The sequence below is a fragment of the Dokdonella sp. GW821-FHT11D02 genome (genome assembly GCF_058808595.1).
Genome location: NZ_CM179520.1, coordinates 1,641,711 through 1,663,611, shown reverse-complemented (window position 1 = coordinate 1,663,611; position 21,901 = coordinate 1,641,711). Strand labels below are relative to the sequence as shown.

The following is a 21,901-nucleotide window of genomic DNA, read 5'->3' as shown; positions in this document are numbered from 1 at the left end:
CACGGTCAAACTGTGACCCGATTGTAGGTAGGGGCTTCTACCGCGGCAAGCAAATGCTCGCGCAGCCACTCGCCGTCGCCGTGCGGCAAGCCGAACAGGGGTTCGAGCAGCGCGCGCGGCGCATCGATGCGGATGCGCCAGCCGGCCTCGTCGGCGCGTTCGTCGGCGACCAAGCCTTGCTCGTGCAGGCGCGCGCGCAGACGTCCGGCGGAAGGCGGCAGGTTCAGCTCCGCATTGACGCGCTCGCTGCCCAAACGCTGCTCGATCGCGAGGCGCAGGCCTTCGAGCCCGGCACCGCTGACCGCCGATACCCAGGCGCGCGGCAGTTCGCCGCCGTCGATGTAATCCAATCGGTACGCGGTCTCCGCCGGAGCGGCCGCCGGTTCTTCAGCGTCATCGGCGGCAGCGTCGGCGCGCAGCAAATCGATCTTGTTGAAGACCAGCACCTGCGGCAGATCGTCGGCGCCGATTTCGGCCAGCACCGTCTGCACGTCGTCGATGCGCTGGTCGCGTTCCGCATCGGATGCGTCGATGACGTGCAGCAAAAGATCCGCATCGCGCGCTTCGGCCAGGGTCGAGCGGAACGCGGCGACCAGATCGTGCGGCAGATCGCGAATGAAGCCGACCGTGTCGGCCAATAGAACCGGACCGCAGGCGAGTCCTTCGAGCCGGCGCAGGGTCGGATCGAGCGTCGCGAAGAGCTGGTCGGCGGCGTATACGCCCGAGCCGGTGAGGGTGTTGAACAGGGTCGACTTGCCGGCGTTGGTGTAGCCGACCAAGGCCACCACCGGCAGCGCATTGCGCTGGCGCGAGCGGCGCGCGGTGGCGCGCTGCGTCTCGACCTTTTCCATGCGCTTCTGCAACTGCTTGACGCGCTCGCCGAGCAGGCGGCGATCGAGTTCGAGCTGGGTTTCGCCGGGACCGCGCAGGCCGATGGCACCGCCGCGCTGGCGCTCGAGATGGGTCCAGCCGCGCACCAAGCGCGTAGCCATGTGCTTGAGCTGGGCCAGCTCGACCTGCAGCTTGCCTTCGTGCGAGCGAGCGCGCTGCGCGAAGATGTCCAGGATCAAGCCGGTGCGGTCGACCACGCGGCACTCGGTCAGCTTTTCGAGATTGCGCTCCTGCACCGGGCTGAGCGCATGGTTGACCAGGATCAGGTCGGCATCGAGCGACTGCTTGTGCGCCTTCAGTTCCTCGGCCTTGCCTTCGCCGACGAAATAGCGCGGGTTGGGCCGCTCGACGCGAGCGCTGAGCGAGCCGACCACGGTAGCGCCGGCCGAGCGCGCGAGTTCACCAAATTCTTGCAGCGCGAGCGGATCGCGCTGACCGGGCGCCTGCGGCTGCAACAGCAGCGCGCGCTCGCCTTTTCTGGATCGTTCGAACAGGGGGAATTACCTTCGGTTGGGAACGGCAATGGATGCGTCCTGCACGGACGAATTCAAGCGCATCGCGCTCCGCTGCCGTCCCCTGCCGACTCAGGCGGTGCCTTCGTCCGCCGCGTCCACGGCGACGGCGTGACCGCCGGTGGTGCCGTCCTGCGGGCCGCCCACGCGTACGTTGCGCGACGGCACGACGGTCGAAATCGCGTGCTTGTAGACCATCTGACTGACCGTATTGCGCAGCAACACGACGAACTGATCGAACGACTCGACGGTGCCCTGCAGCTTGATGCCGTTGACCAGATAGATCGACACCGGCACGCGCTCACGGCGCAACGCGTTCAAAAACGGATCCTGCAACGACTGCCCCTTGGACATGGTCTTCTTCTCCGACGACGAAATTCGCGAACCGGCAAAAAGTCACGCGGCGCATCAGGGAGAGACTCCCGCGCAACGCCCGATTCAACCCGCGTTCATACAAGAACGCATCTTAACGATTTGTTCCGACAATTAAAACGGCGCCCTACCCTAGGTCGTGATCCGGGGCAGAAATGCCTTCACCGCCTGCAGCGCATGTTCGGTCAAATCGGTTCTATCGGACGTGAAAATGCGCGCATCCAGCTCGCTTCGCAGCCAGGTGATCTGACGCTTCGCGAGTTGCCGCGTCGCAAAAATCGCGCGCTCCGCGAAGGTCGCCCGATCGATCTCTCCGGCCAGGTGCGGCCACGCCTGACGATAGCCGACCGCGCGCATCGCCGGCAGCTCGAACTGCGGTCCGACGGCGGCCAAAAGCTGCCTCGCCTCGTCCAGAAAGCCGGCCGCCAGCATCCCTTCGAAGCGCGCCGCGATGGCCGCGTGCAGCGGAGCGCGCGCGCCCGGCAGCAGCGCCAGCTTCAGGATCCGCCACGGCGGGCGCCGCGGCGGCGCGCCCTGTTGTTCGCTGAGCGGACGGCCGCTGAGCTCGATCACTTCGAGCGCGCGCTGGATGCGCTGCGCATCGCCCGGACGAATGCGCTCGGCCGCCACCGGATCGAGCGCCGCCAGGCGCGCGTGCAGAACCGCCCAGCCCAAGCGCGCGCCTTCCTCGGCCAGACGCACGCGTACGGTGGGATGGGCCTCCGGCAACTCCGATAGACCGCGTTCGAGCGCACGGAAGTACAAGCCGGTGCCGCCGACCAGGAGCGGCACCGCGCCCGCGCGCGTGACCTCGCCCATCGCGGTCAGCGCGTCGGTACGGAAGTCGGCCGCGGAATACGGCTCGGTCGGCTCGCGTATGTCGATCAGGCGGTGCGGGTAACGCGCCAAGGTGGCCGCGTCCGGCTTCGCCGCGCCGATCTCCAGTCCGCGATAGACCAGGGCCGAGTCGACGCTGATCAGCTGCAGCGGAAAGCGGTCGGCCAGCGCGCAGGCGAGCGCGGTCTTGCCCGATGCGGTCGGTCCCATCAGGAAGATCGCGGGCGGACGGCGGTCGATCGAAGACATCGCAAGATTCCCTGAAACGCGGAGGTCGTGACGCGCTGCTCACACGGCGCACGGAACTATAATCGCCGGCCTCGCCTATCCGCCCACAGGAACGAACGATGTCGCAAGCGATGATGAAGGCCCTGGTCAAGCGCGAAGCCGCGCGCGGCATCTGGATGGAGGAAGTGCCGGTGCCGGAGATCGGCCCGAACGACGTGCTGGTCAAGCTGGAGAAGACCGCGATCTGCGGCACCGACCTGCACATCTACAAATGGGACGAATGGTCGCAGCGCGTGATCAAGCCGGGCCTGGTGATCGGCCACGAATTCGTCGGCCGCGTGGTCGACATGGGCGCCGGCGTGCGCGGCTACCAGCTCGGCCAACGCGTCTCCGCCGAAGGCCACATCGTCTGCGGCGTCTGCCGCAACTGCCGCGCCGGCAAGCAGCACCTGTGCCCGAACACGGTCGGCATCGGCGTCAACCGCAACGGCGCCTTCGCCGAGTATGTCGCGGTGCCGGCATCGAACCTGTGGCCGATCCCCGACCAGATTCCGTCCGAACTGGCCGCCTTCTTCGATCCCTACGGCAATGCCGCGCACTGCGCGCTCGAGTTCGACCTGATCGGCGAAGACGTGCTGATCACCGGCGCCGGCCCGATCGGCATCATCGCCGCCGGCATCTGCAAGCACATCGGCGCGCGCAACGTGGTCGTCACCGACGTCAACGACTACCGCCTGAAGCTCGCCGCCGACATGGGCGCGACGCGCGTGGTCAACGTGTCCAAGCAGTCGGTCAAGGAGGTCATGAAGGACCTGCACATGGAAGGCTTCGACGTGGCGCTGGAAATGAGCGGCAATCCGCGCGCGTTCAACGACATGCTCGACTGCATGTACCACGGCGGCAAAGTCGCCCTGCTCGGCATCCTGCCCAACGGCGCCGGCATCGACTGGGACAAGGTCATCTTCAAGGGATTGGTGCTGCACGGCATCTACGGCCGTCGCATGTACGAGACCTGGTACAAGATGACGCAGATGGTGCTGACCGGCTTTCCGCTGCAGAAAGTGCTGACGCATCAGATCCACATCGACGATTTCCAGAAGGGTTTCGACCTGATGGATTCGGGCAATTGCGGCAAGGTGGTGTGCTCGTGGAATTGAGTCCGCCATGAACACGGGCGAGCCGGTCGACGCGGATCTCGCGCAGATGACGCGCGAACGGCTCGTCGAAGAAGTGCGGCGGCTGCGGCACGGCATCCGCCAGCATCGCGACAGCAGTGGCCACGAGTTGTGCTGGCACCATCCGGCGCTGTGGTCGCTGCTGCCGGAACGCACCGATCCGCTGCCGACGGTTCCAGCCTGGCCGCAGTTCCTGCGCGGCTGCATCCGCTATCGCGAATCGCTGGACGCGCAGTTGCCGCAAGCACCGCGCAGCGACCGGCCGTACGCCGACCCGGCTGAGCCGCAAAAGCCGTAGTTTTCCCGAGTCCTTCATCGAGCGCATTCGCATGCCTATCCGCCGCCTGCGCGAACTGATCGAATCCCGCCTCGCCGAGCTGCCGCCCGGCCCGCTCTCGGCGGCGTTGAGCGGAGGACTCGATTCCAGCGTGTTGCTGCATGCGCTAGCGCATTCGACCGCGGCGCGCGCGCGCGGACTGCGCGCCGTGCACATCGATCACAGCCTGCACGCCGACAGCGCGAGCTGGTCGCGCCACTGCCGCGAGTTCGCACACGGACTCGACGTCGAACTGACCGTGCGCACCATCGACGTCGCGCGCGTGCCCGGCTTGGGGCTGGAAGCGAGCGCACGCCGCGCACGCTACGGCGCGATCGAAGCGCTGCTCGCGCCGGGCGAAATCCTTGCGCTCGCGCATCATCGCAGCGACCAAGCCGAGACCGTGTTGTTGAAGCTGTTGCGCGGTGCCGGCCCCGAAGGCATCGGCGCGATGCGCACGCTGCGCCGTTTCGGCGACGGTTACGCCTGGCGGCCGCTGCTGTCGATCCCGCGCGCGGCGCTGCGCGAGTACGCCGATCGCCACCATCTGAGCTGGATTCAAGATCCGAGCAACGCCGATCCGACCATCGATCGCAACTACCTGCGCCTGCAGATCGTGCCGCACATTCTGCGCCGCTGGCCGGAGGCGGAAGCGAGCATGGCGCAAAGCGCGGCCTGGGCACGCGACGCCGCCGACTTCATCGACAACGAAGCCGAGCGCGCGCTGGCGCGTGCGCAGGGGCTGGACCCGACCACCCTGCACTATCGCCAATGGCTGGCGCTGCCGCGCGCGTTGCGCGATCCGGTGCTGCGGCGCTGGCTGCGCTCGCTCGACTTGCCCGAGCCCACGCAGTATCAAGCGGCCGAATTGGTGCGCCAGCTCGGCGAAGCGGGCGAGGACCGCCAGCCGTGCCTGCGCTGGCCCGGGGTCGAGGTGCGCCGCTATCGCGAACTTCTGTACGCGCTGCAACCGCAGCAGTTTCCAGACTCCGATTGGAGCGCCGCCTTCGACGGCCGCGAATTGCGCCTGCCCAATCGTCTCGGCCGTCTGCGCCTGACCGGCGCGGACGGCGAATTGCGCACCTTGACCACGCCGGTGTTGGTACGTTTTCGCCGCGGCGGCGAAACCCTGCGCCTGGCCGGCGGTGGCCCGACGCGCGAATTGCGCGACCTGTTCCAAGAAGCAGGCATTCCGCCGTGGCAACGCGGTCAGCTGCCGCTCTTGCTCGAAACCGGCGATGGCGGCGAAGTGCTGCTCGCGGTGTCCGATCTGTGGCTCAGCGAGCGCGGCGCCGAGCGCTTCGCGCAAGCCGGCGCGCGGCTCGAATGGACGATCGCATGAACCCATGCTAGCTTCATGCGATGCCGCAAACCGCCTCCGAAACCTCGCAAATCGCTCAGTTCGAACAGTCCCTCGACGAGCTCGAACAACTGGTCGTGCGGATGGAACAAGGCGAACTCAGCCTCGACGATTCGCTGCAGTCATTCGAACGCGGCATCGCGCTGTATCGCAGTTGCCAGAACGCGCTCGAACAAGCCGAACTGCGCGTGAGCCAGCTGCTCGATCCGAATCTGCCGGAAACCGCGCGAGCGTTCGACGGCGATTCCGACGATCCGCCTTGACGAGCTTGCGATCATCCATGATCGCCGCTCCGGTTCGCCTTTGAAGCGATGCAGCCTCGCGGCGACCCGTAAGTCCAGCGCGGTTTTCCATCGCCGCACTTTTCAGATTGAGCGACTCTCGTGACCGAACTGACTCCCGAACTTCTGGCGCTGTCCGCGCGCGCCGATGACGCGCTAGCGCGCTTCCTGCCCCCCGACGAGCAGCCTCCGATCGAACTGCATCGTGCGATGCGCTACGCCGTTCTCGGCGGCGGCAAGCGCTTGCGTCCGCTGCTCGTCTACGCGACCGGGACCGCCTTCGGCGCCGCGCCCGCCGCGCTCGACGCGGCAGCCGCGGCGGTCGAAATCATCCACGCCTATTCGCTGGTGCACGACGACCTGCCGGCGATGGACGACGACTCGCTGCGCCGCGGCCGCCCGACCTGCCACGTTGCCTTCGGCGAGGCGATGGCGATCCTCGCCGGCGACGCGCTGCAGGCGCTCGCGTTCGAAGTGCTGACCGACGAAGCCGCCTTGCAGGTCGATTCGACGACGCGCCTGGACATGCTGCGCACGCTGGCGCGAGCCTGCGGCTCGCACGGCATGGCCGGCGGCCAGGCGTTCGATCTCGCCGCGGTGGGGCAGCCGCTGTCGGCGGCCGAACTTGAGCGCATGCACGTGCACAAGACCGGCGCCCTGATCCGCGCCTCGGTGCGGCTCGGCGCGCTCGCCGCTCAGTGCACCGAGCGTGGCACGCTCGATGCGCTGGAAGACTACGGCCATTGCATCGGCCTCGCCTTCCAGATTCGCGACGACCTGCTCGACATCGAAGCCGACACCGCCGAACTCGGCAAGACCGCGGGCAAGGACGCCGCCGCGAACAAGCCGACCTATCCGGCGATCCTCGGCCTCGACGCCTCGCGCAAAGAACTCTCGGCGCTGACTTCACGCGCACTCACCGCGATCGCCGCGCTCGACGCGCGCGCCGAACCGCTGCGCGATCTCGCCCGTTTCGTCGCCGAACGCCGATCCTGACGGAAGCAACGCACGATGCCTCTCACCACCACTCGTCGCGATGCGCTGCGCGCGCTCTGCGCACTCGGCGCACCGCTGCTGTTGCCGCGCCGCTTGCTGGCGGCTGAAGCGACCGCGCGCCCCGGCTGGCAAGGCTATCGCGACGCGCTCGTGATCGATGCGCTCGGCGGTCCCGACGGCTCGCCCGACGACCCGGCCGGCGTGCTGTCGCAAAAAGCGCTCGACCACGCGCGCGCATCCGGCGTTACGGTGGCGAATCTGACGGTCAGCGAAGTCGGCAGCTATGCGCGCGACTACGACGCGACGATCCGCGCCATCGCCTGGTGGAATGCGCAAGTCGAGGCGCATCCCGATCGCCTCTTGGTCGTGCGCAGCAGCGCCGACATCGACCTCGCCAAGCGCAGCGGCAGACTCGGCCTCGTCTACGGTTTTCAGGACGCAACGCCGCTCGGCGAAAATCTCGATCGCGTCGCCCTGTTCGAGCAGCTCGGCGTGCGCATCTTTCAACTCACCTACAACCGGCGCAATCTCGTCGGCGATGGTTGCCTGGAAAGCAGCAATGCCGGCTTGAGCGGATTCGGCCGCGATCTGGTCGCGCGCTTGAACGAGCGCAAGCTCTTGATCGATCTTTCGCACGCCGGCGAGCGCACCACACTCGACGCGATCGCGGCATCGAAAACGCCGATCGCGATCTCGCACAGCGGCTGCGCCGCACTCAACCGCAATCCGCGCAACAAGACCGATCGCGAGCTGAAGGCGCTGGCCGATCGCGGCGGCGTGGTCGGGATCTACTTCATGCCGTTCCTGCGCGAGCGCGGCCAGCCGCATGCGGTCGACTTGATCGCGCACATCGAGCACGCGATCGAAGTGTGCGGCGAAGACCACGTCGGCCTCGGCAGCGACACCACTCTCTCGCCGCTCGAGCTGGACGCCAAAACCCGCAAGGAACACGCGGAGGAAGTCGAAAAGCGCCGCGCGCTCGGCATTTCCGCCCCCGGCGAAGAGCCGGACGTCTACACCTATCTGCCCGACCTCAACACGCCGGACCGCTTCGCGCGCCTGGCCGGCCTGCTCGCGCAGCACGGCCATTCCGACGGCCGCATCGCGAAGATCCTCGGCGGCAATTTCAATCGCTTGCTGCGCGAGGTGTGGCCGGCGCCGCCGGCAAATGCCGCTATCGCCAGCGAACCGCGCGCCGGCAGCTTCGGCTAGGCTTGCCGCTCCGCACCCCGACCGAAGGGATCCGATGACGACCGCCGCTCCCTCCGCGACTGCCCAAGCGCGCATCCCGCGCCAGATCCCCTACATCATCGGCAACGAAGCCGGCGAGCGTTTCGGCTTCTACGGCATGCGCAACATCCTGACGCCGTTCCTGATCGGCTCGCTGCTGCTGTACGCGCCGGAAGCCGAACGCGCCGGCATCGCCAAGGACGTGTTCCACACCTTCGTCATCGGCGTGTACTTCTTCCCGCTGCTCGGCGGCTGGCTGTCGGATCGCTGGTTCGGCAAGTACCAGACGACGCTGTGGCTGTCGTTGGTGTACTGCCTCGGCTTCGTCTGCCTGGCGCTGTCGACCGAACACCGGCTCGGCTTTTACGCTGGCCTTTTGCTGATCGCGCTCGGCTCGGGCGGCATCAAACCGCTGGTGTCCGCCTTCGTCGGCGACCAATTCGACCAGAGCAACAAGCATCTCGCGAAAATCGTCTACGACGCGTTCTATTGGACGATCAACTTCGGCTCGTTCTTCGCATCGCTCTTGATGCCGATCTTCCTGCGCAACTACGGCGCGGCGGTAGCGTTCGGCATTCCGGGCGTGCTGATGTTCGTCGCCACCCTGATTCTCTGGCTCGGCCGCAAGAAATACGTGATGGTGCCGCCGACGCCGCCCAATCCGCATTCGTTTCTGCGCGTGATGCGCACCGCGCTGCTCGCCCAAGCGCCCGGCCGCGGCCGGCCCGGCCTGATCGTCGCCGGCATCGGCGCCGCGCTGGCGCTGGCGGCGATCGCATGGCTGATTCGCTCCGATTTCGTCATCGCGGTGCTGCTCGCGCTCGGCCTGCTCATCGCGTTCGGCGGCATCGGTGCGTCGATGCAACTCGAACGCGCGCGCGGCACGCATCCCGACGAAGCGGTCGACGGCGTCAGCGCGGTGCTGCGCATCCTGATCGTGTTCGCCCTGGTCACGCCGTTCTGGTCGCTGTTCGATCAGAAGGCTTCCACTTGGGTGATTCAGGGCAATGCGATGCGCATGCCGGAAGAGCAGTGGTGGTGGCCGGGCTGGCTGGTGAAATCGCCGGCGCAGATGCAGGCGCTGAACCCGATCATGGTGATGCTGATCATCCCGTTCAACAATCTGGTGCTGTATCCGTTCCTGCGCCGCCTCGGCCTCGAGGTCACGGCACTCCGGCGCATGGGCGTGGGCCTGGCGTTCTCGGGATTGGCCTGGGTCGTCGCCGGCCTGATCCAGCTCGCCATCGACGGCGGCGACGCCGTCTCGATCGCCTGGCAGATCGCGCCGTACGCGCTGCTGACCTTCGGCGAAGTGCTGGTGTCGGCGACCGGGCTCGAATTCGCCTACAGCCAGGCGCCGCGTTCGATGAAGGGCGCGATCATGAGCTTTTGGCTGCTGTCGGTGTCTTACGGCAACCTATGGGTCTTGGTGACCAATGCCGCCGTGCGCAACGACGCGGTCACCGCGCAGATCGCCAGCACCGGCTTCGGACAGACCGCGTTCCTGATGTTCTTCTTCGCCGGCTTCGCCTTCCTCGCCGCGCTCGTCTTCGCGCTGTATGCGCGTCGATATCCGATGCAGGACCACTATCGAGCGTGACGAGATGTCTCTCTCCCGCAAACGGGAGAGAGACGTCGGAGTGGATCAGGAAACCAGCCGCAGCGTGAACGGATAGCGGTAGGCGACGCCTTCGTTCGCCTTGATCGCGGCGATGATCGTGAACACGATCCAAGCGATGAACAAGGCCACGCCGACCGGCCACGCCAGCACGATGCCGATGCCTAAGGTCATGATCGTGAACACCGTCAACACGACGAACGCGATCGCGACCGTGATGTTGAAATTCAGTGCTTCCTTAGCCTGCTCCGCGGCGAACGGCAGCGTATCGCGCTTGACCAGCCATACGATCAAGGGCCCGACCACACCGCCGATCAAGGTGATGAACGCGCTGAACGCGGACAGGTGGCCGATCAACGCCCAGGTCCGCTCGTCGCTCGACTGCACGGCCGGCGGCTGCTCGATCGGTGAACGCGGGGTTTCGGTCTCGGTCATGACGGCTCTCCTTTGAGTGTCGCCCCCACTCTCGCGCGATGCGTGGGGGCGGTCAACCGCGGGAAGTCATGCTTCAGGCGTCGCCGGCGACAGTCATCTTCTCGAGCAGGATCGAGCCGGTCAGGATGTGCGAGCGCGGATCGACGTCGCGACCGATCGCGACGATGTTGGCGTACATGTCGCGCAGATTGGCCGCGATGGTGATTTCCTCGACCGGAAAAGCGATCTCGCCGTTCTCGATCCAGAAACCGGTGGCGCCGCGCGAATAGTCGCCGGTGATCAGCGAAACGCCCTGCCCCATCAGCTCGGTCACCATCAGTCCCGTGCCCATGCGCTTGAGCAGCGCGGCGAAGTCGTCGGCCCCGGGCCGCACCACGACGTTGTGGATGCCGCCGGCGTTGCCGGTCGAACGCAGCCCGAGCTTGCGTGCCGAGTAGCTGCCGAGGATGTAGCGCGCGAGCACGCCGTCCTTGATCAGATCGGAGTCGCGCGTGGCGACGCCTTCGCCGTCGAACGCGGTGGAACCGTGGCCGCGCGGGATGTGCGGACGTTCGACGATCTCCATCCAGTCCGGAAAGATTTTCTTGCCGACGTGATCGACCAGAAAACTGGTCTTGCGATAGATCGAGCCGCCGCTGACCGCCGACAGGAAATGCCCGATCAAGCCGCGCGCGACTTCCGGCACGAACAGCACCGGGCATTCGCGCGTGGACAGACGCTGCGCGCCGAGCCGCGCGACCGTGCGCTCGGCCGCGCGGCGACCGATCGACTGCGCCGTGGCGAAGTCGCCGGCCGCGCGCACGCTGTCGTACCAGTAGTCGCGCTGCATGCCGTTGTCGTCTTCGGCGATCAGTGCGACCGACAGCGAATGATGGGTGCCGCGCTCGGTGCCGACGAAGCCGAGCGAATTCGCGTAGGCGGTCATCGAAGCGCCGACCTGCACCGAGGCGCCGTCGGAATTGCCGATGCGCGGATCGAACGCGCGGCCGGCGTCCTCGATCTCGATGCCGAGCCGGATCGCTTCTTCGGCGGTGACGTCCCACGGATGCCACAGGTCGAGATCGGGAATGTCTTTGGCCAGCAAATCGGCGTCGGCGAGGCCGTTGGCCGCGTCTTCCTCGGTGTAGCGCGCGATCGCGCAGGCGTGCTCGACGGTTTGCTCGATCGAGGCCGGATCGAGATCGGCCGTGCTGGCCGAGCCCTTGCGCCGGCCGAAATACACCGTCAGCGAAACGCCGCGGTCGCGCGTGCGCTCGACCGTCTCGACTTCGCCCAGGCGCACGCCCACACTGAGGCCGGCGTCGACGCTGGCGGCGACGTCCGCTTCGCTGGCGCCCTTGGCGCGGCAGCGCCGGATCACCTCTTCGGCGATCGTCGCCAGGCGCTCGAGTTCGGCGGAGCCGTTATCGTGGTTCAATACTGAGTTCACGGATTTTCCTTGGTTCGCCGTAGCGGGTTTCGCCGCCGTGCGGCATGCTTTTCGTTCCGTCACGCCCGCACGGGCATCCATCGCGATTTGCCGTACGAGCAGTCTGCCGCACGTGCAACATGGATTCCCTTCCGTGCAGGCATGACGCCAATCGAGCGCTCACTATTCAGATGCACGACACCGACGACTTCGACGACGAATTTACCGGCCCGAGCCGCAGCCAGCAGCGCCGCGACGCGCTCGACATCTTCAAGCTCGCCGAAACCTTGGCCGCGCTCAGCAACGCCCAGCTCGCGCGCGTGCCGCTCGAGGAGGACCTGCGCGCCGAAGTGCTGCGCACGCGTGCCATCACCTCGCACATCGCGCGCAAGCGGCAGACGCAATTTCTCGCCAAGCAGCTGCGCAAGCTCGACGAGGAAGCGCTCGAACCGATGCGCAAGGTGCTGGCGCAAGACCGCGCCCTTGCGCATCGCGAAGCGGCCGAGCTGCACCAACTCGAACGCTGGCGCGAGCGCCTGCTCGAGGAAGGCGACGAAGCGCTGGCCGAATTCATCGCCGCGCATCCTGCCGCCGACCGCCAGCAATTGCGCCAACTCGTGCGCAACGCGTTGGCCGAGCGCAAAGCGAACAAACCGCCGCACGCATATCGAGAGCTGTTTCGCGTGTTGCGCGAACAGCCGGGATTGGAGATTGGGGATTCGGGATTGGAGTAAAGGCACACACACCCGCTTTTTCTAATCCCCAATTCCAAATCCCCAATCCCGGCCCTCAAGCCGTCCCGCCAACCGTCATCGCATCGATGCGCAAGGTCGGCTGGCCGACGCCGACCGGCACGCTCTGGCCGTCCTTGCCGCAGACGCCGACGCCTTCGTCGAGCTTCAAGTCGTTGCCGATCATCGAGACGCGCTTGAGCACTTCGGCGCCGGAACCGACCAGAGTCGCGCCCTTGACCGGCCGCGTGATCTTGCCGTCCTCGATCAGATACGCCTCGTTTGCCGAGAAGGTGAACTTGCCGTTCGTAATGTCGACCTGGCCGCCGCCGAAGTTGACCGCATACAGGCCGCGCGAGACCGAGGCGATGATTTCACCCGGATCGCGCGAGCCCGGCAGCATGTAAGTGTTGGTCATGCGCGGCATCGGCAGATGCGCGAACGATTCACGCCGGCCGTTGCCGGTCGAACGCATGCCCATCAGGCGCGCGTTGAGCTTGTCCTGCATGTAGCCCTTCATCACGCCGTTTTCGACCAGCACGGTGCAGTTCGTCGGCGTGCCTTCGTCGTCGATACTGAGTGAGCCGCGGCGGCCGGCCAGCGTGCCGTCGTCGACCACGGTGACGCCGTCGGCGGCGACCTTCTCGCCGAGCATGCCGGCGAAGGCGGAGGTTTCCTTGCGATGGAAATCACCCTCAAAACCGTGCCCGATCGCTTCGTGCAGCAGTACGCCCGGCCAGCCCGGGCCGAGCACGACAGTCATGGTGCCGGCCGGTGCCGGTACCGCTTCCAGATTGACCAAGGCCACGCGCACCGCCTCGCGCGCGAACGCATGCGCGCGACCTTCGCTGAGCAGTTCGTCGAAGCCGTAGCGGCCGCCGCCGCCGTGGCTGCCCGTTTCGCGCCGGCCGTTCTGTTCGGCGACGACCTGTACGTTCAGGCGCACCAGCGGACGCACGTCGGCGGCGAGGGTGCCGTCGGACTGCGCGATCAAGACCGTATCCAGACCGGCCGCGAGGCTGACGATGACCTGCTTGACGCGCGGGTCCTGTGCGCGGCAATAGGCGTCGACTTCGCGCAGCACCGCGATCTTCGCTTCGTTGGACAAGCTGTCGATCGGATCGAGCGCCGGATACAGCCCGCGGCCACTGGCGATCGCCAGCGGCTGGCCGACACCGTTGCTGCCGGCGCGCGCGATCGCACGCGCCGAGCCGGCCGCTTCGAGCAGGGCCGGCAACACGATCTCGTCGGAATAAGCGAAGCCGGCTTTCTCGCCCGACAAGGCGCGCACGCCGACGCCTTGTTCGATCGAATGGTTGCCGTCTTTGACGATGCCGTCTTCGAGCAGCCACGACTCGCTGCGCGAATGCTGGAAGTACAGATCGGCCGCGTCGATGGACGGGCCCATCAGCCGCGCGAAGATGCCGTCGAGGTCGCCGGCGGCGAGGCCGCCGGGGCGCAGCAGGCGTTGTTCGGCTTGGGTGATCAGATCCATGGGGGAGCCGCGATTGGGGATTGGGGATTGGGGCGGCGAAAAGTGGAAAACGCCGCTCCCGCTTATTGGGGGCGCGCATGCTGAAGCGCAATCGAGCGCGGCGCAAGTCCCTGCATACTTAGGGTTTTTTCTTCTTCGCCTCGCGGCTTTCACGCGCCACCGCGACGATGCGCGGCTTTTCCCAGGTGCCGAGCACGTGATAGCGGATCGCGATGACCTTGCCGAGCGGCCGGTGCAGGATGCCCTGCACGACCAGGCCGGCCGCGGCGCCGATCGGGCCACCGGCGATCGCGCCGACGATCGGCAGGGTCACGCCGGCGTGCGGGCTGACCGTCATTTGCTGGTCGTAGTCCTTCGCACGCAGGCCGGTGCGTCCGGTCACGACGATGTCGGCAGCCGGGCTGTCGATGCGCAGGCCGTCGGTGAAAGCGTTGCCGTCGGCCAGGCGGAACTTGCCCTTGATCGAATTGAAGCTGAGGCCGGACTTGAAGAAATCGCTGAAATCCAGGGTCAGCCGGCGTGGGATTTCGGTCAGCGAGAGCAAGCCGAACAGACGTCCCGCACCCGGTTCCACATCGGGGAAACGGCCTTCCGAAACGTCGATGTCGAGCGTGCCGTCGAGCCGCGACAACGCGAACGCAGACGGCGCGCCGGGCCAGGACGCATCGATCGCGGCGCGCGTGGCGCCGCCGTCGACCAGGCCCGAAAAGCCGAGCGCCGACATCATCTGGCCGAGATTCTGCGCGGTCAGCTCGATCGACAGACGCGAGCGCGTGTTCTTCGCGCTGCCGGTCCACTCGCCGCTGGCCTTCATGTTGATGTTGGGCGAGCGCGCTTGCAGTTTGTCGATCTGCATGCCGTTCGCGATCGGCCGGCTCTCGAATTCGGCGGCACCGAAACTGGCCTTGCCGAGGCGGAAATCGGCGACCGTCAGATGCAGCGGCGGCAGCGCCGCCGGCGCGGCGTCGACCAGCGCATTGCCGTCGTCGGCATCGGTTTCGGTCGCTTCCGGCGCTTCCGGCCAGTACACGTGATCGAACGTCGCGGTGACGCCCTGGCGCGCGAGTTCGACGTTCGGAATCGTCAGCGTGCCGGCGGCCGCGGCGCCGTCGAGGCGGATCGTCGACGCCGCCGCGTTGCTGTCGATCACCACCCGCATCGCACCGAAACCGCGGCCGCCGATGAGGAAGTCGTCGATGCGCAGGTCGATGCCCTGCAAGCCGCCGCCGGCGCGAACGCCGCTGCCGCCGTCGAGCTGGGCCAGATCGATCCAGCCGCCGGCGTCCAGACTCGGCGCGCGGCCGCCGATCGCGACGCCTTGCGCCGGCGGCGCGCCGACCGTACCCGTACCGAACTGCACGCGCGCGGCGAACGGCTGTTTGCCGTCCGCCATGCGACCCTTCGCGGCGAGCAGGTTGCCGAGCGTGGCGTCGAAGCCTTTGCCGGCGAACGGCAACTCCATTTCGAGTTTGAACGGCAAGGGCGCATCGGCCATCTTCGCCAGCGGCGCCGGCAGATCGATCGAAGTGCCGCGCAGATCGCTCTGCAAGCGCAAGCGCTTGCGGCCACCGCTGGCGGCGGTGTCGAGGTCGACGCCGGCGGTCCAGGTCGATTCGCCCGGGAATTTGACCAGCGCCGGCAGGATCGTCGGCACGTCGGAGAACACGGTGGTTGCCGGGAAGCGTCCGGTTACCGTTCCCTCTAACGCATGGCGCGGGTCGGCGACCAGACCGGCCAACGCCAGCCCGAGCTTGACCGGGCGGCCGCGAAACTTCGCGTCGAGCCCTTCGACTTTCATGCCCTTGTGGGTGAAGCGCAGGGCGCCCGAGGCGTCGGTGAAATGCAGGTCGTAGCTGCGCTGATCGATCTTCGCGCCGCTGAGATCGACACTGCCGTCCAAGCTCAAAGTGTCGAGCTGCTTGATCGGCAGATTCAGCTTCAGCGCGAGCGCGCCCTTGCCGCTGATTTCCAGATCCTTCAGCGCGTCTTCGTTGCGCTTGCCGATCGGCGTCGCGCGCATGAAATCGAGCAGGGTCGCGCCGCTGCCCTCGCCTTTCAGCGCCAGCTCGAGCACCAGCTGATCGAAGTCGGCGAAGGTCGCGCTCGCCTCGCCGATCGTGTTGCCCATCGACTGCGCCGAAGTGACGTCGACCTGCATGCTGGTGTTGAGGAAGGTCGCGAACGCATGCACGTTGTCGGCGTGCGGCCAGTTACCGTCGTAGATGAGATCGAGTCCCTCCACTTCGGCGCGCGCGATCATGCGGCCGCTGTCGTCGCGGAACGGCCAGTCGGTGAGATCGCCGCGCAGCGCCGCGCGCGCGCCGACGATGCGGCCGTCGACCAGGCCGCGATCGAGCCAGGCGATCGCCTTCGGCGACATGTTGGTGGTCGGCCAGAACAGCTTCGCCGCGACGACGTCGCCGTGGGTGACCAGCGCGTACAGATCGAGAAACGGACGTCGCCCCGTACGCAGCCCGACACCGCCGCGCAGCTCCAAGCCGTAGCCTTCGCCTTCGAAGGCGAGCCGATCGGTCTCGATGCGCCAACCGTCCTCGTCCGGACGCACCACCACGTCGCCGCCGAACTGCGAGAACAGGAACGGCTTGCGGAACACGCGCGGATAATCGATGCGCAGCGGCTGCTGCGGCAGTTCGAGCAGGATCGACTCGGCATCGCCGCGCACGTTCAGATCGAGCCGCTCGACCCCGGGCACGCGGCCGGCGTCGCCGAGATCGATGCCGCGCAGCTTCGCTTCGACGGTGTAGTCGTTGGCGCCGGCCCAGCTCGCTTGCGCGTTCTCGAGCATGCCGCGCGGATGGGCCAGATAGAGCCAGCGGCGCAGGCCGTCCGGCGCCGCGGCAAACAGCATCGCGAGATTGCCGAGCGGTTCCAGCGGCATCGCCATCGCACCGGCGCGGTAGCTCGGCTGGTCCGCATCGCCGCGCCGTTCCAGGCTGAGTCGCGCCGGCGCATTCGTGCTCGCGTCGCTGCGGAAATCGGCCAGATCGAAACTCCAGCCGCCTTCTTCGCGTTGCCAGCGAGCGACGAAGGCGAGCCGCTCGAATGCCGTGCGCGGCGCGATCGTGGACACTTCGTCGAGCGGTGTCTTTCCTTCCAACTGGATCGGCGCGACGCCGCCGAACTGCGCCTCGCGCAGATCGACGCGCGCGCGCACGTCGTCAAGCCGAGCATCGCCGACGCGCGCCCAGATCTGCACCTCGCCGCGGCCGCCGGCGACCAGCACGCCGCCCGGCGTCTGCTTCGCGGCCGCGCGGGCGAGGTCGAGATCGCGCCCGCCGACGTAGATCTCGCCCGAGCGGCGGTTGACGTCGAGGTCGGCGACCAGCTCCAGCGGCGGCGAATCGCTGCCGAGCAGGCGCACGCGTCCGACCACGTGGGTGATCGCGCCGCGGTTGAGCAGGCGCAGCACCGGCACGCCGAGTTCGAGATCGAGTTCGTGCTCGGCGTCTTCGATCGAGAATTTCGACTCGCGTATCTCGATCGCGCCGAGCGCGCCCATCGAGAAGCTGTCGTCGCCGCCGCTCGGCGCCAGATCGAGCCCGTGCAGCTGCCAGGCGCCGTCCACGCGCGCCAGTTTCAGATCGAGTCCGCCGATGCGGAATTCGCTGACCGCGTGGTTGCGCCGAAACACCGCCCACGGATTGAAGGCGAGTTCCGCGTTCGGTATCGCGAACGGCGCCTGCTGCGGATCGGCCGCTGCGATGCGCACGTCCGCGAGCGCGAGCACCGGTCCACCGCCGACCCAGACGCCGTCGACGTGGCCGATGGTGACGGCGCGGCCGAGCCGCTGCGACAGCCACTGCTCGACCTGCTGCGGATGGCGCTCGACCCACGGCAGCACCAGCTGGGTCAGCCCGGCCAGCACACCGAACGCGATCACCAGCGCGCTCGCCGTGGCGAGCACGGCGAAACGCAGGCGACGCAGACGCGCCCGCCAGGGCGGCGTCAAGGGCATCGGCGCGCGCTACAGCACGACCACATCGTACTGTTCCTGTGAGTAGTGCTCTTCCGGTTGGAAACGGATGGTCTTGCTGATGAATTCCTCCAGCTCCGCCACCGCCGCCGACTCTTCCTCCAGGATGCGGTTGACCACTTTCGGCGCGGCCAGCACGAGCAGCTGCTTGGCTTCGAACTGGCGCACCGCGCGGGTGATCTCGCGGAAGATCTCGTAGGTCAGCGTTTCGGCCGTCTTCAACGTGCCGCGGCCGCTGCAGGCCGGACACGGCTCGCACAGCTGGCGTTCCAGGCTCTCGGTGGTGCGCTTGCGCGTCATCTCGACCAGGCCGAGCGGCGACATCTCGTACACCGTCGCCTTGGCGTGATCGCGCGCCATCGATTTCTGCAGCTGGCGCAGCACCTGACGCTGGTGTTCGGCGTCGGTCATGTCGATGAAATCGATGATGATGATGCCGCCGAGGTTGCGCAGACGCAGCTGGCGCGCAGCCGCCTGCGCGGCCTCCAGATTCGTGCGGAACACGGTTTCTTCGAGATTGCGGGAGCCGAGGAAGGCCCCTGTGTTCACATCGATGGTGGTCATCGCCTCGGTCTGGTCGACGATCAGGTAGCCGCCCGATTTCAGCGGAACCTCCTTGCGCAACGCTTTCTGAATCTCGTCCTCGACCCCGTTGAGGTCGAAGATCGGGCGCTCGCCCGGGTAATGTTCCACCCGGTCGGCCAACTCCGGCATGAACTGCTCGGCGAAGCGCGAGGCGCGCTCGTAGGTCTCGCGCGAGTCCACCCGCACTTTTTCCACCGACGGCCGCATCAGGTCGCGCAGTGCGCGCAGCGGCAGGTTCAAATCTTCGTAGATGCAGCGGCCGACCTTGGCGCGCTCGATCTCATCCTGCACCGCCGTCCACAGGCGGCCGAGGTAGTCGACATCTTCCGCCAGCGCCTCGCGCGACTCGCCCTCGGCGTTGGTGCGCACGATGTAGCCGAACCGCGTTTCGCCGAGCAGATCGGCCAGAGTTTCCTTCAGCCGCGCGCGCTCGGCCTCGTCCTCGATGCGCACCGACACGCCGAGCACCTTGCTGTAGGGGAGCAGCACCAGATGGCGCGACGGGATCGACAAGTGCGTGGTCAGACGCGCGCCCTTGCTGCCGATCGGATCCTTCACCACTTGCACGACGATTTCCTGGCCGTCGCGCACCAGCTCGCCGATCGGCGGCGGCGGCGCCGGGGCGACCTCGCCGTTGTCGCCGATCAAGGGTGAGGACAGGCGCACGATGTCGGAGGCGTGCAGGAACGCGGCGCGCTCAAGGCCAATCTCGACGAAGGCCGCCTGCATGCCCGGCATGACCCGGCTGACCTTGCCCTTGTAGATGTTGCCGACGTAGCCGCGCCGACTCGCGCGCTCGACCTGCACCTCCTGCAGCATGCCGTTTTCGACCAGCGCCACACGCGTCTCGCGCGGGGTCACATTGATCAGGATTTCTTCGGACATGAAGGCACTTGGCGTGGGAAGCTGATGAGACTTATAGCTTTCCCGGCGCGTCCTTGTCGAATGCGGGTACGCGCTTTCCAAGCGGTCGCGCCCGATCGCTTAGAATCCGGAGCCCTGCGTGACCCTCGGAACGAGTTTGTCCACCCCCTCGCGCTTCCGTACCGGCGAGTACCTGATCGACCTCGATGCGCGCGAAGTCCGCCGCGGCGGCCAGCTCGTCGAGCTCGAAGCGAAAGTGTTCGACCTGATCGAAATCCTGCTGCGCGAGCGCGAGCGCGCCTTGTCCAAGCGCGAATTGAACGCCCAGCTGTGGGGCGATCGGCCGGTCACCGACGCGGCGCTGTCGCAGCAGCTGCGCAAGGCGCGACGCGCGCTCGGCGACGACGGCGACGCCCAGCGTGTGATCCGCACCGTGCACGGCCGCGGACTGCGCTGGGTCGCGCCGGTCGAGATCGAAGCCACGGCGGAGCCGCCTGCTGCCGCCGTGGACGCCGCAGCGACCGCCGCGCCGAGACCGCTGCCCGAGCCGCGGCGCCGCCCCCTGCGCCATTACGCCGCAGCGGCGCTGGTCCTGGCCCTGCTCGGCGCCGCCGTGCTGCTGGCGCAGCGCCAGATTTCCCACCCGGCCGGGGTGGTCCTGCAGCGCATCGCGGTGCTGCCGGTCGCCGACCACAGCGGCGAGGCCGCGCTGGCATGGACGCGACGCGGCTTGATGGGCCTGATGACCAGCCTGTTCGGCCCCTCCGGCAAGGCCGAAGTGATCGCGGCGGCGAACGTGCAGGCGGTGATCGGCGACCGCGCCGAGACCGATGCCGCCACCTTGCAGACGCTGCGCCGCGCGCTCGGCGCGACCCATTTCCTCGCCAGCGAGCTGCGCCGGCTCGGACCGGTCTACGAGCTCGACGTGCGCCTGATCGCCGACGGCGGCGCCGAACGCCGCGAAACCCTGCACGGCAGCGAACCGGCCGCACTGGCCGCCGACGCGGTCGTGCGCGTGCGCCGTTGGCTCGATCTCGATCCGCCGCCGCCGGCCGACATCGGCGCCGCTGGCGCCGCCAACGCGTTCCTGGCCGAAGCCTATGCGCGCGGCCTCGACGCGCAATTGCGCGGCGACATGATCAGCGCGAAGCAATATTTTTCGATCTGCCTCGACCACGACCCCGGCCTGGCGTGGCCGCGGCTCGGCCTGGCGGCGGCGCAAGCACGCAGCGGTGAAGCCGCCGCCAGCCTCGACAACGCGAGCCGGGTCGCCGCCGCGGCGCGCGAGCGCGGCGACACCGAGCTGCTGGTGCCCGCGCTCAGGCAACTCGCCTCGCTCGCCTTCGCTCGCGGCGATCTCGATGCGGCCGCCGACCTGCTCGACGAAGCGTTGGCGCAGCTGCCCAAGGAAGGCCGCGCGCTGGCGCTGACCGACCTCCTGGTCGCCTACGGTTCGATCGAAGACGAGCGCGGCCGCTTCGCGCAGTCGCGCCAGAAGTTCGAGCGCGCGCTCGAACTCGCGCGCAGCGCCGGCAGCCGCCGCGCCGAAGCCTCGGTGCTGGTGAATCTGGCCAGCCTCGACAACGGCGCCGGCGACGCGGCAGCCGCAGCCGCCGCGCTGCGCGCCGGTCTCGATGCCGCGCGTGCCGCCGGCGACAGCTACCTCGAAGGCGCCGCGCTCGGCAATCTCGGCGCGACCGAAGCCAACCAGGGCCGTCTGCTCGACGCCACCGCCTTGTTCAAGCAGGCGATCGCGCTGGCGCGCACGCGCGGCGATCTGAATCTGCAAATGCTGACCGGCGTCCAGCTGGTGTGGACCTTGGCACCGTTCGAACGCCGCGAAGAGGCGCGCGTGCTGGCCACGCAGATGCTGGCCGCGGCCGAGCGCGAGAAGAATCCGTATTGGCAGGCCGAGGTCCGCTGGGCGCTGGCCGGACTGGCCGCACGCCAGAACGACTGGGCCCGCGCCTTCGAGCAACTGGAGGCGGCGCGCCGGCTTTATGCCGAGGCGAGCATGGAGCGCAACGCGACCCAGCTGCTGGTCGAGACCGTCGCGATCGCCGCACGCGCGGGCGATGCGACGCGCGCGCAGACCGCCGCGAACGAGTTCCGCCGCCTGACCGCGAACGGCGCCGAAGCGGACCATTGGCGCGCCTGGCAACCGCTGATCGCCGCGCTCGAACGCGGTGCCGGCGGCGACCTCGCCGCTGCGGCCGACGATCTCGCGCACCTGCTCGACACCGACAACGGCCGCAACGGCGCGGTCGCACAGACCGCTCTGTTCCAGCTCGGCCGCTGGCAGCTCGCGCTCGATCGACCGGCCGCGTTGCTGGCGCAAGCGCAGTGGAAACCGCTGCTGGCGCAACATCCCGACGCGATCGCGCTGCGCATCGCCGCACTGCAGGCGAGCGGTCGCAAGGACGAAGCGGCGGCCGAACGCGCCCGCCTCGATCAGCTCGCGCAAGCGCCCGAACTCACGCTCGACTCCAGCTGGCTGGCCGCGTTCTGACGTTTCCCTTAACTCGACGCCGAATCACGCTTCGTCGCAGCGCCGTCACGAATCCGTCAAGACC

Annotated in this window: 17 protein-coding genes; 9 read left to right on the top strand and 8 right to left on the bottom strand. The window is 67.8% G+C overall.

The features are described 5' to 3' along the window. Positions 1–5: 5 nt before the first annotated feature. The 3 genes from hflX to miaA all read right to left on the bottom strand — a co-directional run bounded on the left by hflX (position 6) and on the right by miaA (position 2,861). Complete coding sequence (gene hflX / locus AC3QL3_RS06955; protein ID WP_492898888.1) at positions 6–1,385, bottom strand: ribosome rescue GTPase HflX; 1,380 nt, start codon at positions 1,383–1,385, stop codon at positions 6–8. A 90-nt stretch (positions 1,386–1,475) separates the two neighbouring features. Then, on the bottom strand, positions 1,476–1,757 hold the full coding sequence (gene hfq, locus AC3QL3_RS06950) for an RNA chaperone Hfq (RefSeq protein WP_492897648.1): 282 nt from the start codon (positions 1,755–1,757) through the stop codon (positions 1,476–1,478). A gap of 150 nt (positions 1,758–1,907) precedes the next feature. Continuing rightward, on the bottom strand, positions 1,908–2,861 hold the full coding sequence (gene miaA / locus AC3QL3_RS06945; protein ID WP_492897647.1) for a tRNA (adenosine(37)-N6)-dimethylallyltransferase MiaA: 954 nt from the start codon (positions 2,859–2,861) through the stop codon (positions 1,908–1,910). 98 nt (positions 2,862–2,959) lie between these two features. Here miaA and tdh point away from each other — a divergent pair, with 98 nt between their 5' ends. The 7 genes from tdh to AC3QL3_RS06910 all read left to right on the top strand — a co-directional run bounded on the left by tdh (position 2,960) and on the right by AC3QL3_RS06910 (position 9,798). Further along, a complete protein-coding gene (tdh, locus tag AC3QL3_RS06940) occupies positions 2,960–3,997 on the top strand; it encodes an L-threonine 3-dehydrogenase (RefSeq protein WP_492897646.1) in 1,038 nt (345 codons plus the stop codon). A 7-nt stretch (positions 3,998–4,004) separates the two neighbouring features. Next, entirely contained in the window at positions 4,005–4,313 is a 309-nt protein-coding gene (locus AC3QL3_RS06935; protein ID WP_492897645.1) for a hypothetical protein, read from the top strand. A 31-nt stretch (positions 4,314–4,344) separates the two neighbouring features. Continuing rightward, a complete protein-coding gene (tilS, locus tag AC3QL3_RS06930) occupies positions 4,345–5,673 on the top strand; it encodes a tRNA lysidine(34) synthetase TilS (RefSeq protein ID WP_492897644.1) in 1,329 nt (442 codons plus the stop codon). Between the two features lie 20 nt (positions 5,674–5,693). Beyond that, the gene (locus tag AC3QL3_RS06925; protein WP_492897643.1) at positions 5,694–5,954 is read left to right on the top strand and encodes an exodeoxyribonuclease VII small subunit; all 261 of its coding nucleotides are present in this window, start codon (positions 5,694–5,696) and stop codon (positions 5,952–5,954) included. A 129-nt stretch (positions 5,955–6,083) separates the two neighbouring features. Next, positions 6,084–6,968: a (2E,6E)-farnesyl diphosphate synthase gene (gene ispA / locus AC3QL3_RS06920; protein ID WP_492898886.1), complete on the top strand. Its 885-nt coding sequence runs from the start codon at positions 6,084–6,086 to the stop codon at positions 6,966–6,968. Positions 6,969–6,983: 15 nt separating this feature from the next. Further along, entirely contained in the window at positions 6,984–8,180 is a 1,197-nt protein-coding gene (locus tag AC3QL3_RS06915; RefSeq protein ID WP_492897642.1) for a dipeptidase, read from the top strand. A gap of 34 nt (positions 8,181–8,214) precedes the next feature. After that, positions 8,215–9,798, top strand: coding sequence for a POT-type proton-dependent oligopeptide transporter (locus AC3QL3_RS06910; protein WP_492897641.1), 1,584 nt, complete (start codon positions 8,215–8,217; stop codon positions 9,796–9,798). A 45-nt stretch (positions 9,799–9,843) separates the two neighbouring features. On the opposite strand, the gene AC3QL3_RS06905 is transcribed toward AC3QL3_RS06910, so the two are convergent. Then, positions 9,844–10,251, bottom strand: a complete 408-nt coding sequence (locus AC3QL3_RS06905) for a DUF4870 domain-containing protein (RefSeq protein WP_492897640.1) — start codon at positions 10,249–10,251, stop codon at positions 9,844–9,846. 73 nt (positions 10,252–10,324) lie between these two features. Beyond that, positions 10,325–11,680, bottom strand: coding sequence for a metalloprotease PmbA (gene pmbA, locus AC3QL3_RS06900; RefSeq protein ID WP_492897639.1), 1,356 nt, complete (start codon positions 11,678–11,680; stop codon positions 10,325–10,327). 170 nt (positions 11,681–11,850) lie between these two features. Here pmbA and yjgA point away from each other — a divergent pair, with 170 nt between their 5' ends. Continuing rightward, a complete protein-coding gene (gene yjgA / locus AC3QL3_RS06895) occupies positions 11,851–12,393 on the top strand; it encodes a ribosome biogenesis factor YjgA (protein WP_492897638.1) in 543 nt (180 codons plus the stop codon). A gap of 55 nt (positions 12,394–12,448) precedes the next feature. Here yjgA and tldD read toward each other — a convergent pair whose 3' ends face one another. The 3 genes from tldD to rng form a co-directional block, all read right to left on the bottom strand. Continuing rightward, positions 12,449–13,885 carry a metalloprotease TldD gene (gene tldD, locus AC3QL3_RS06890; RefSeq protein ID WP_492897637.1) on the bottom strand — a complete coding sequence of 479 codons (1,437 nt, stop codon included), beginning with the start codon at positions 13,883–13,885 and terminating at the stop codon, positions 12,449–12,451. Between the two features lie 118 nt (positions 13,886–14,003). Next, positions 14,004–17,861 (bottom strand): YhdP family protein, encoded by a 3,858-nt coding sequence (locus tag AC3QL3_RS06885; protein ID WP_492897636.1) that lies wholly within the window; start codon positions 17,859–17,861, stop codon positions 14,004–14,006. A 9-nt stretch (positions 17,862–17,870) separates the two neighbouring features. Beyond that, positions 17,871–19,349, bottom strand: a complete 1,479-nt coding sequence (gene rng / locus AC3QL3_RS06880; protein WP_492897635.1) for a ribonuclease G — start codon at positions 19,347–19,349, stop codon at positions 17,871–17,873. 118 nt (positions 19,350–19,467) lie between these two features. Here rng and AC3QL3_RS06875 point away from each other — a divergent pair, with 118 nt between their 5' ends. Next, positions 19,468–21,837, top strand: a complete 2,370-nt coding sequence (locus AC3QL3_RS06875; RefSeq protein WP_492897634.1) for a winged helix-turn-helix domain-containing protein — start codon at positions 19,468–19,470, stop codon at positions 21,835–21,837. The last annotated feature ends 64 nt before the right edge of the window (positions 21,838–21,901 follow it).

Coding starts and splice junctions, on each gene's coding strand:
- hfq (WP_492897648.1), bottom strand. CDS start 1,757: ATGTCCAAGGGGCAGTCGTTGCAGGATCCGTTTTTGAACGCGTTGCGC.
- miaA (WP_492897647.1), bottom strand. CDS start 2,861: ATGTCTTCGATCGACCGCCGTCCGCCCGCGATCTTCCTGATGGGACCG.
- tdh (WP_492897646.1), top strand. CDS start 2,960: ATGTCGCAAGCGATGATGAAGGCCCTGGTCAAGCGCGAAGCCGCGCGC.
- AC3QL3_RS06935 (WP_492897645.1), top strand. CDS start 4,005: ATGAACACGGGCGAGCCGGTCGACGCGGATCTCGCGCAGATGACGCGC.
- tilS (WP_492897644.1), top strand. CDS start 4,345: ATGCCTATCCGCCGCCTGCGCGAACTGATCGAATCCCGCCTCGCCGAG.
- AC3QL3_RS06925 (WP_492897643.1), top strand. CDS start 5,694: ATGCCGCAAACCGCCTCCGAAACCTCGCAAATCGCTCAGTTCGAACAG.
- AC3QL3_RS06915 (WP_492897642.1), top strand. CDS start 6,984: ATGCCTCTCACCACCACTCGTCGCGATGCGCTGCGCGCGCTCTGCGCA.
- AC3QL3_RS06910 (WP_492897641.1), top strand. CDS start 8,215: ATGACGACCGCCGCTCCCTCCGCGACTGCCCAAGCGCGCATCCCGCGC.
- AC3QL3_RS06905 (WP_492897640.1), bottom strand. CDS start 10,251: ATGACCGAGACCGAAACCCCGCGTTCACCGATCGAGCAGCCGCCGGCC.
- yjgA (WP_492897638.1), top strand. CDS start 11,851: ATGCACGACACCGACGACTTCGACGACGAATTTACCGGCCCGAGCCGC.
- tldD (WP_492897637.1), bottom strand. CDS start 13,885: ATGGATCTGATCACCCAAGCCGAACAACGCCTGCTGCGCCCCGGCGGC.
- AC3QL3_RS06885 (WP_492897636.1), bottom strand. CDS start 17,861: ATGCCCTTGACGCCGCCCTGGCGGGCGCGTCTGCGTCGCCTGCGTTTC.
- rng (WP_492897635.1), bottom strand. CDS start 19,349: ATGTCCGAAGAAATCCTGATCAATGTGACCCCGCGCGAGACGCGTGTG.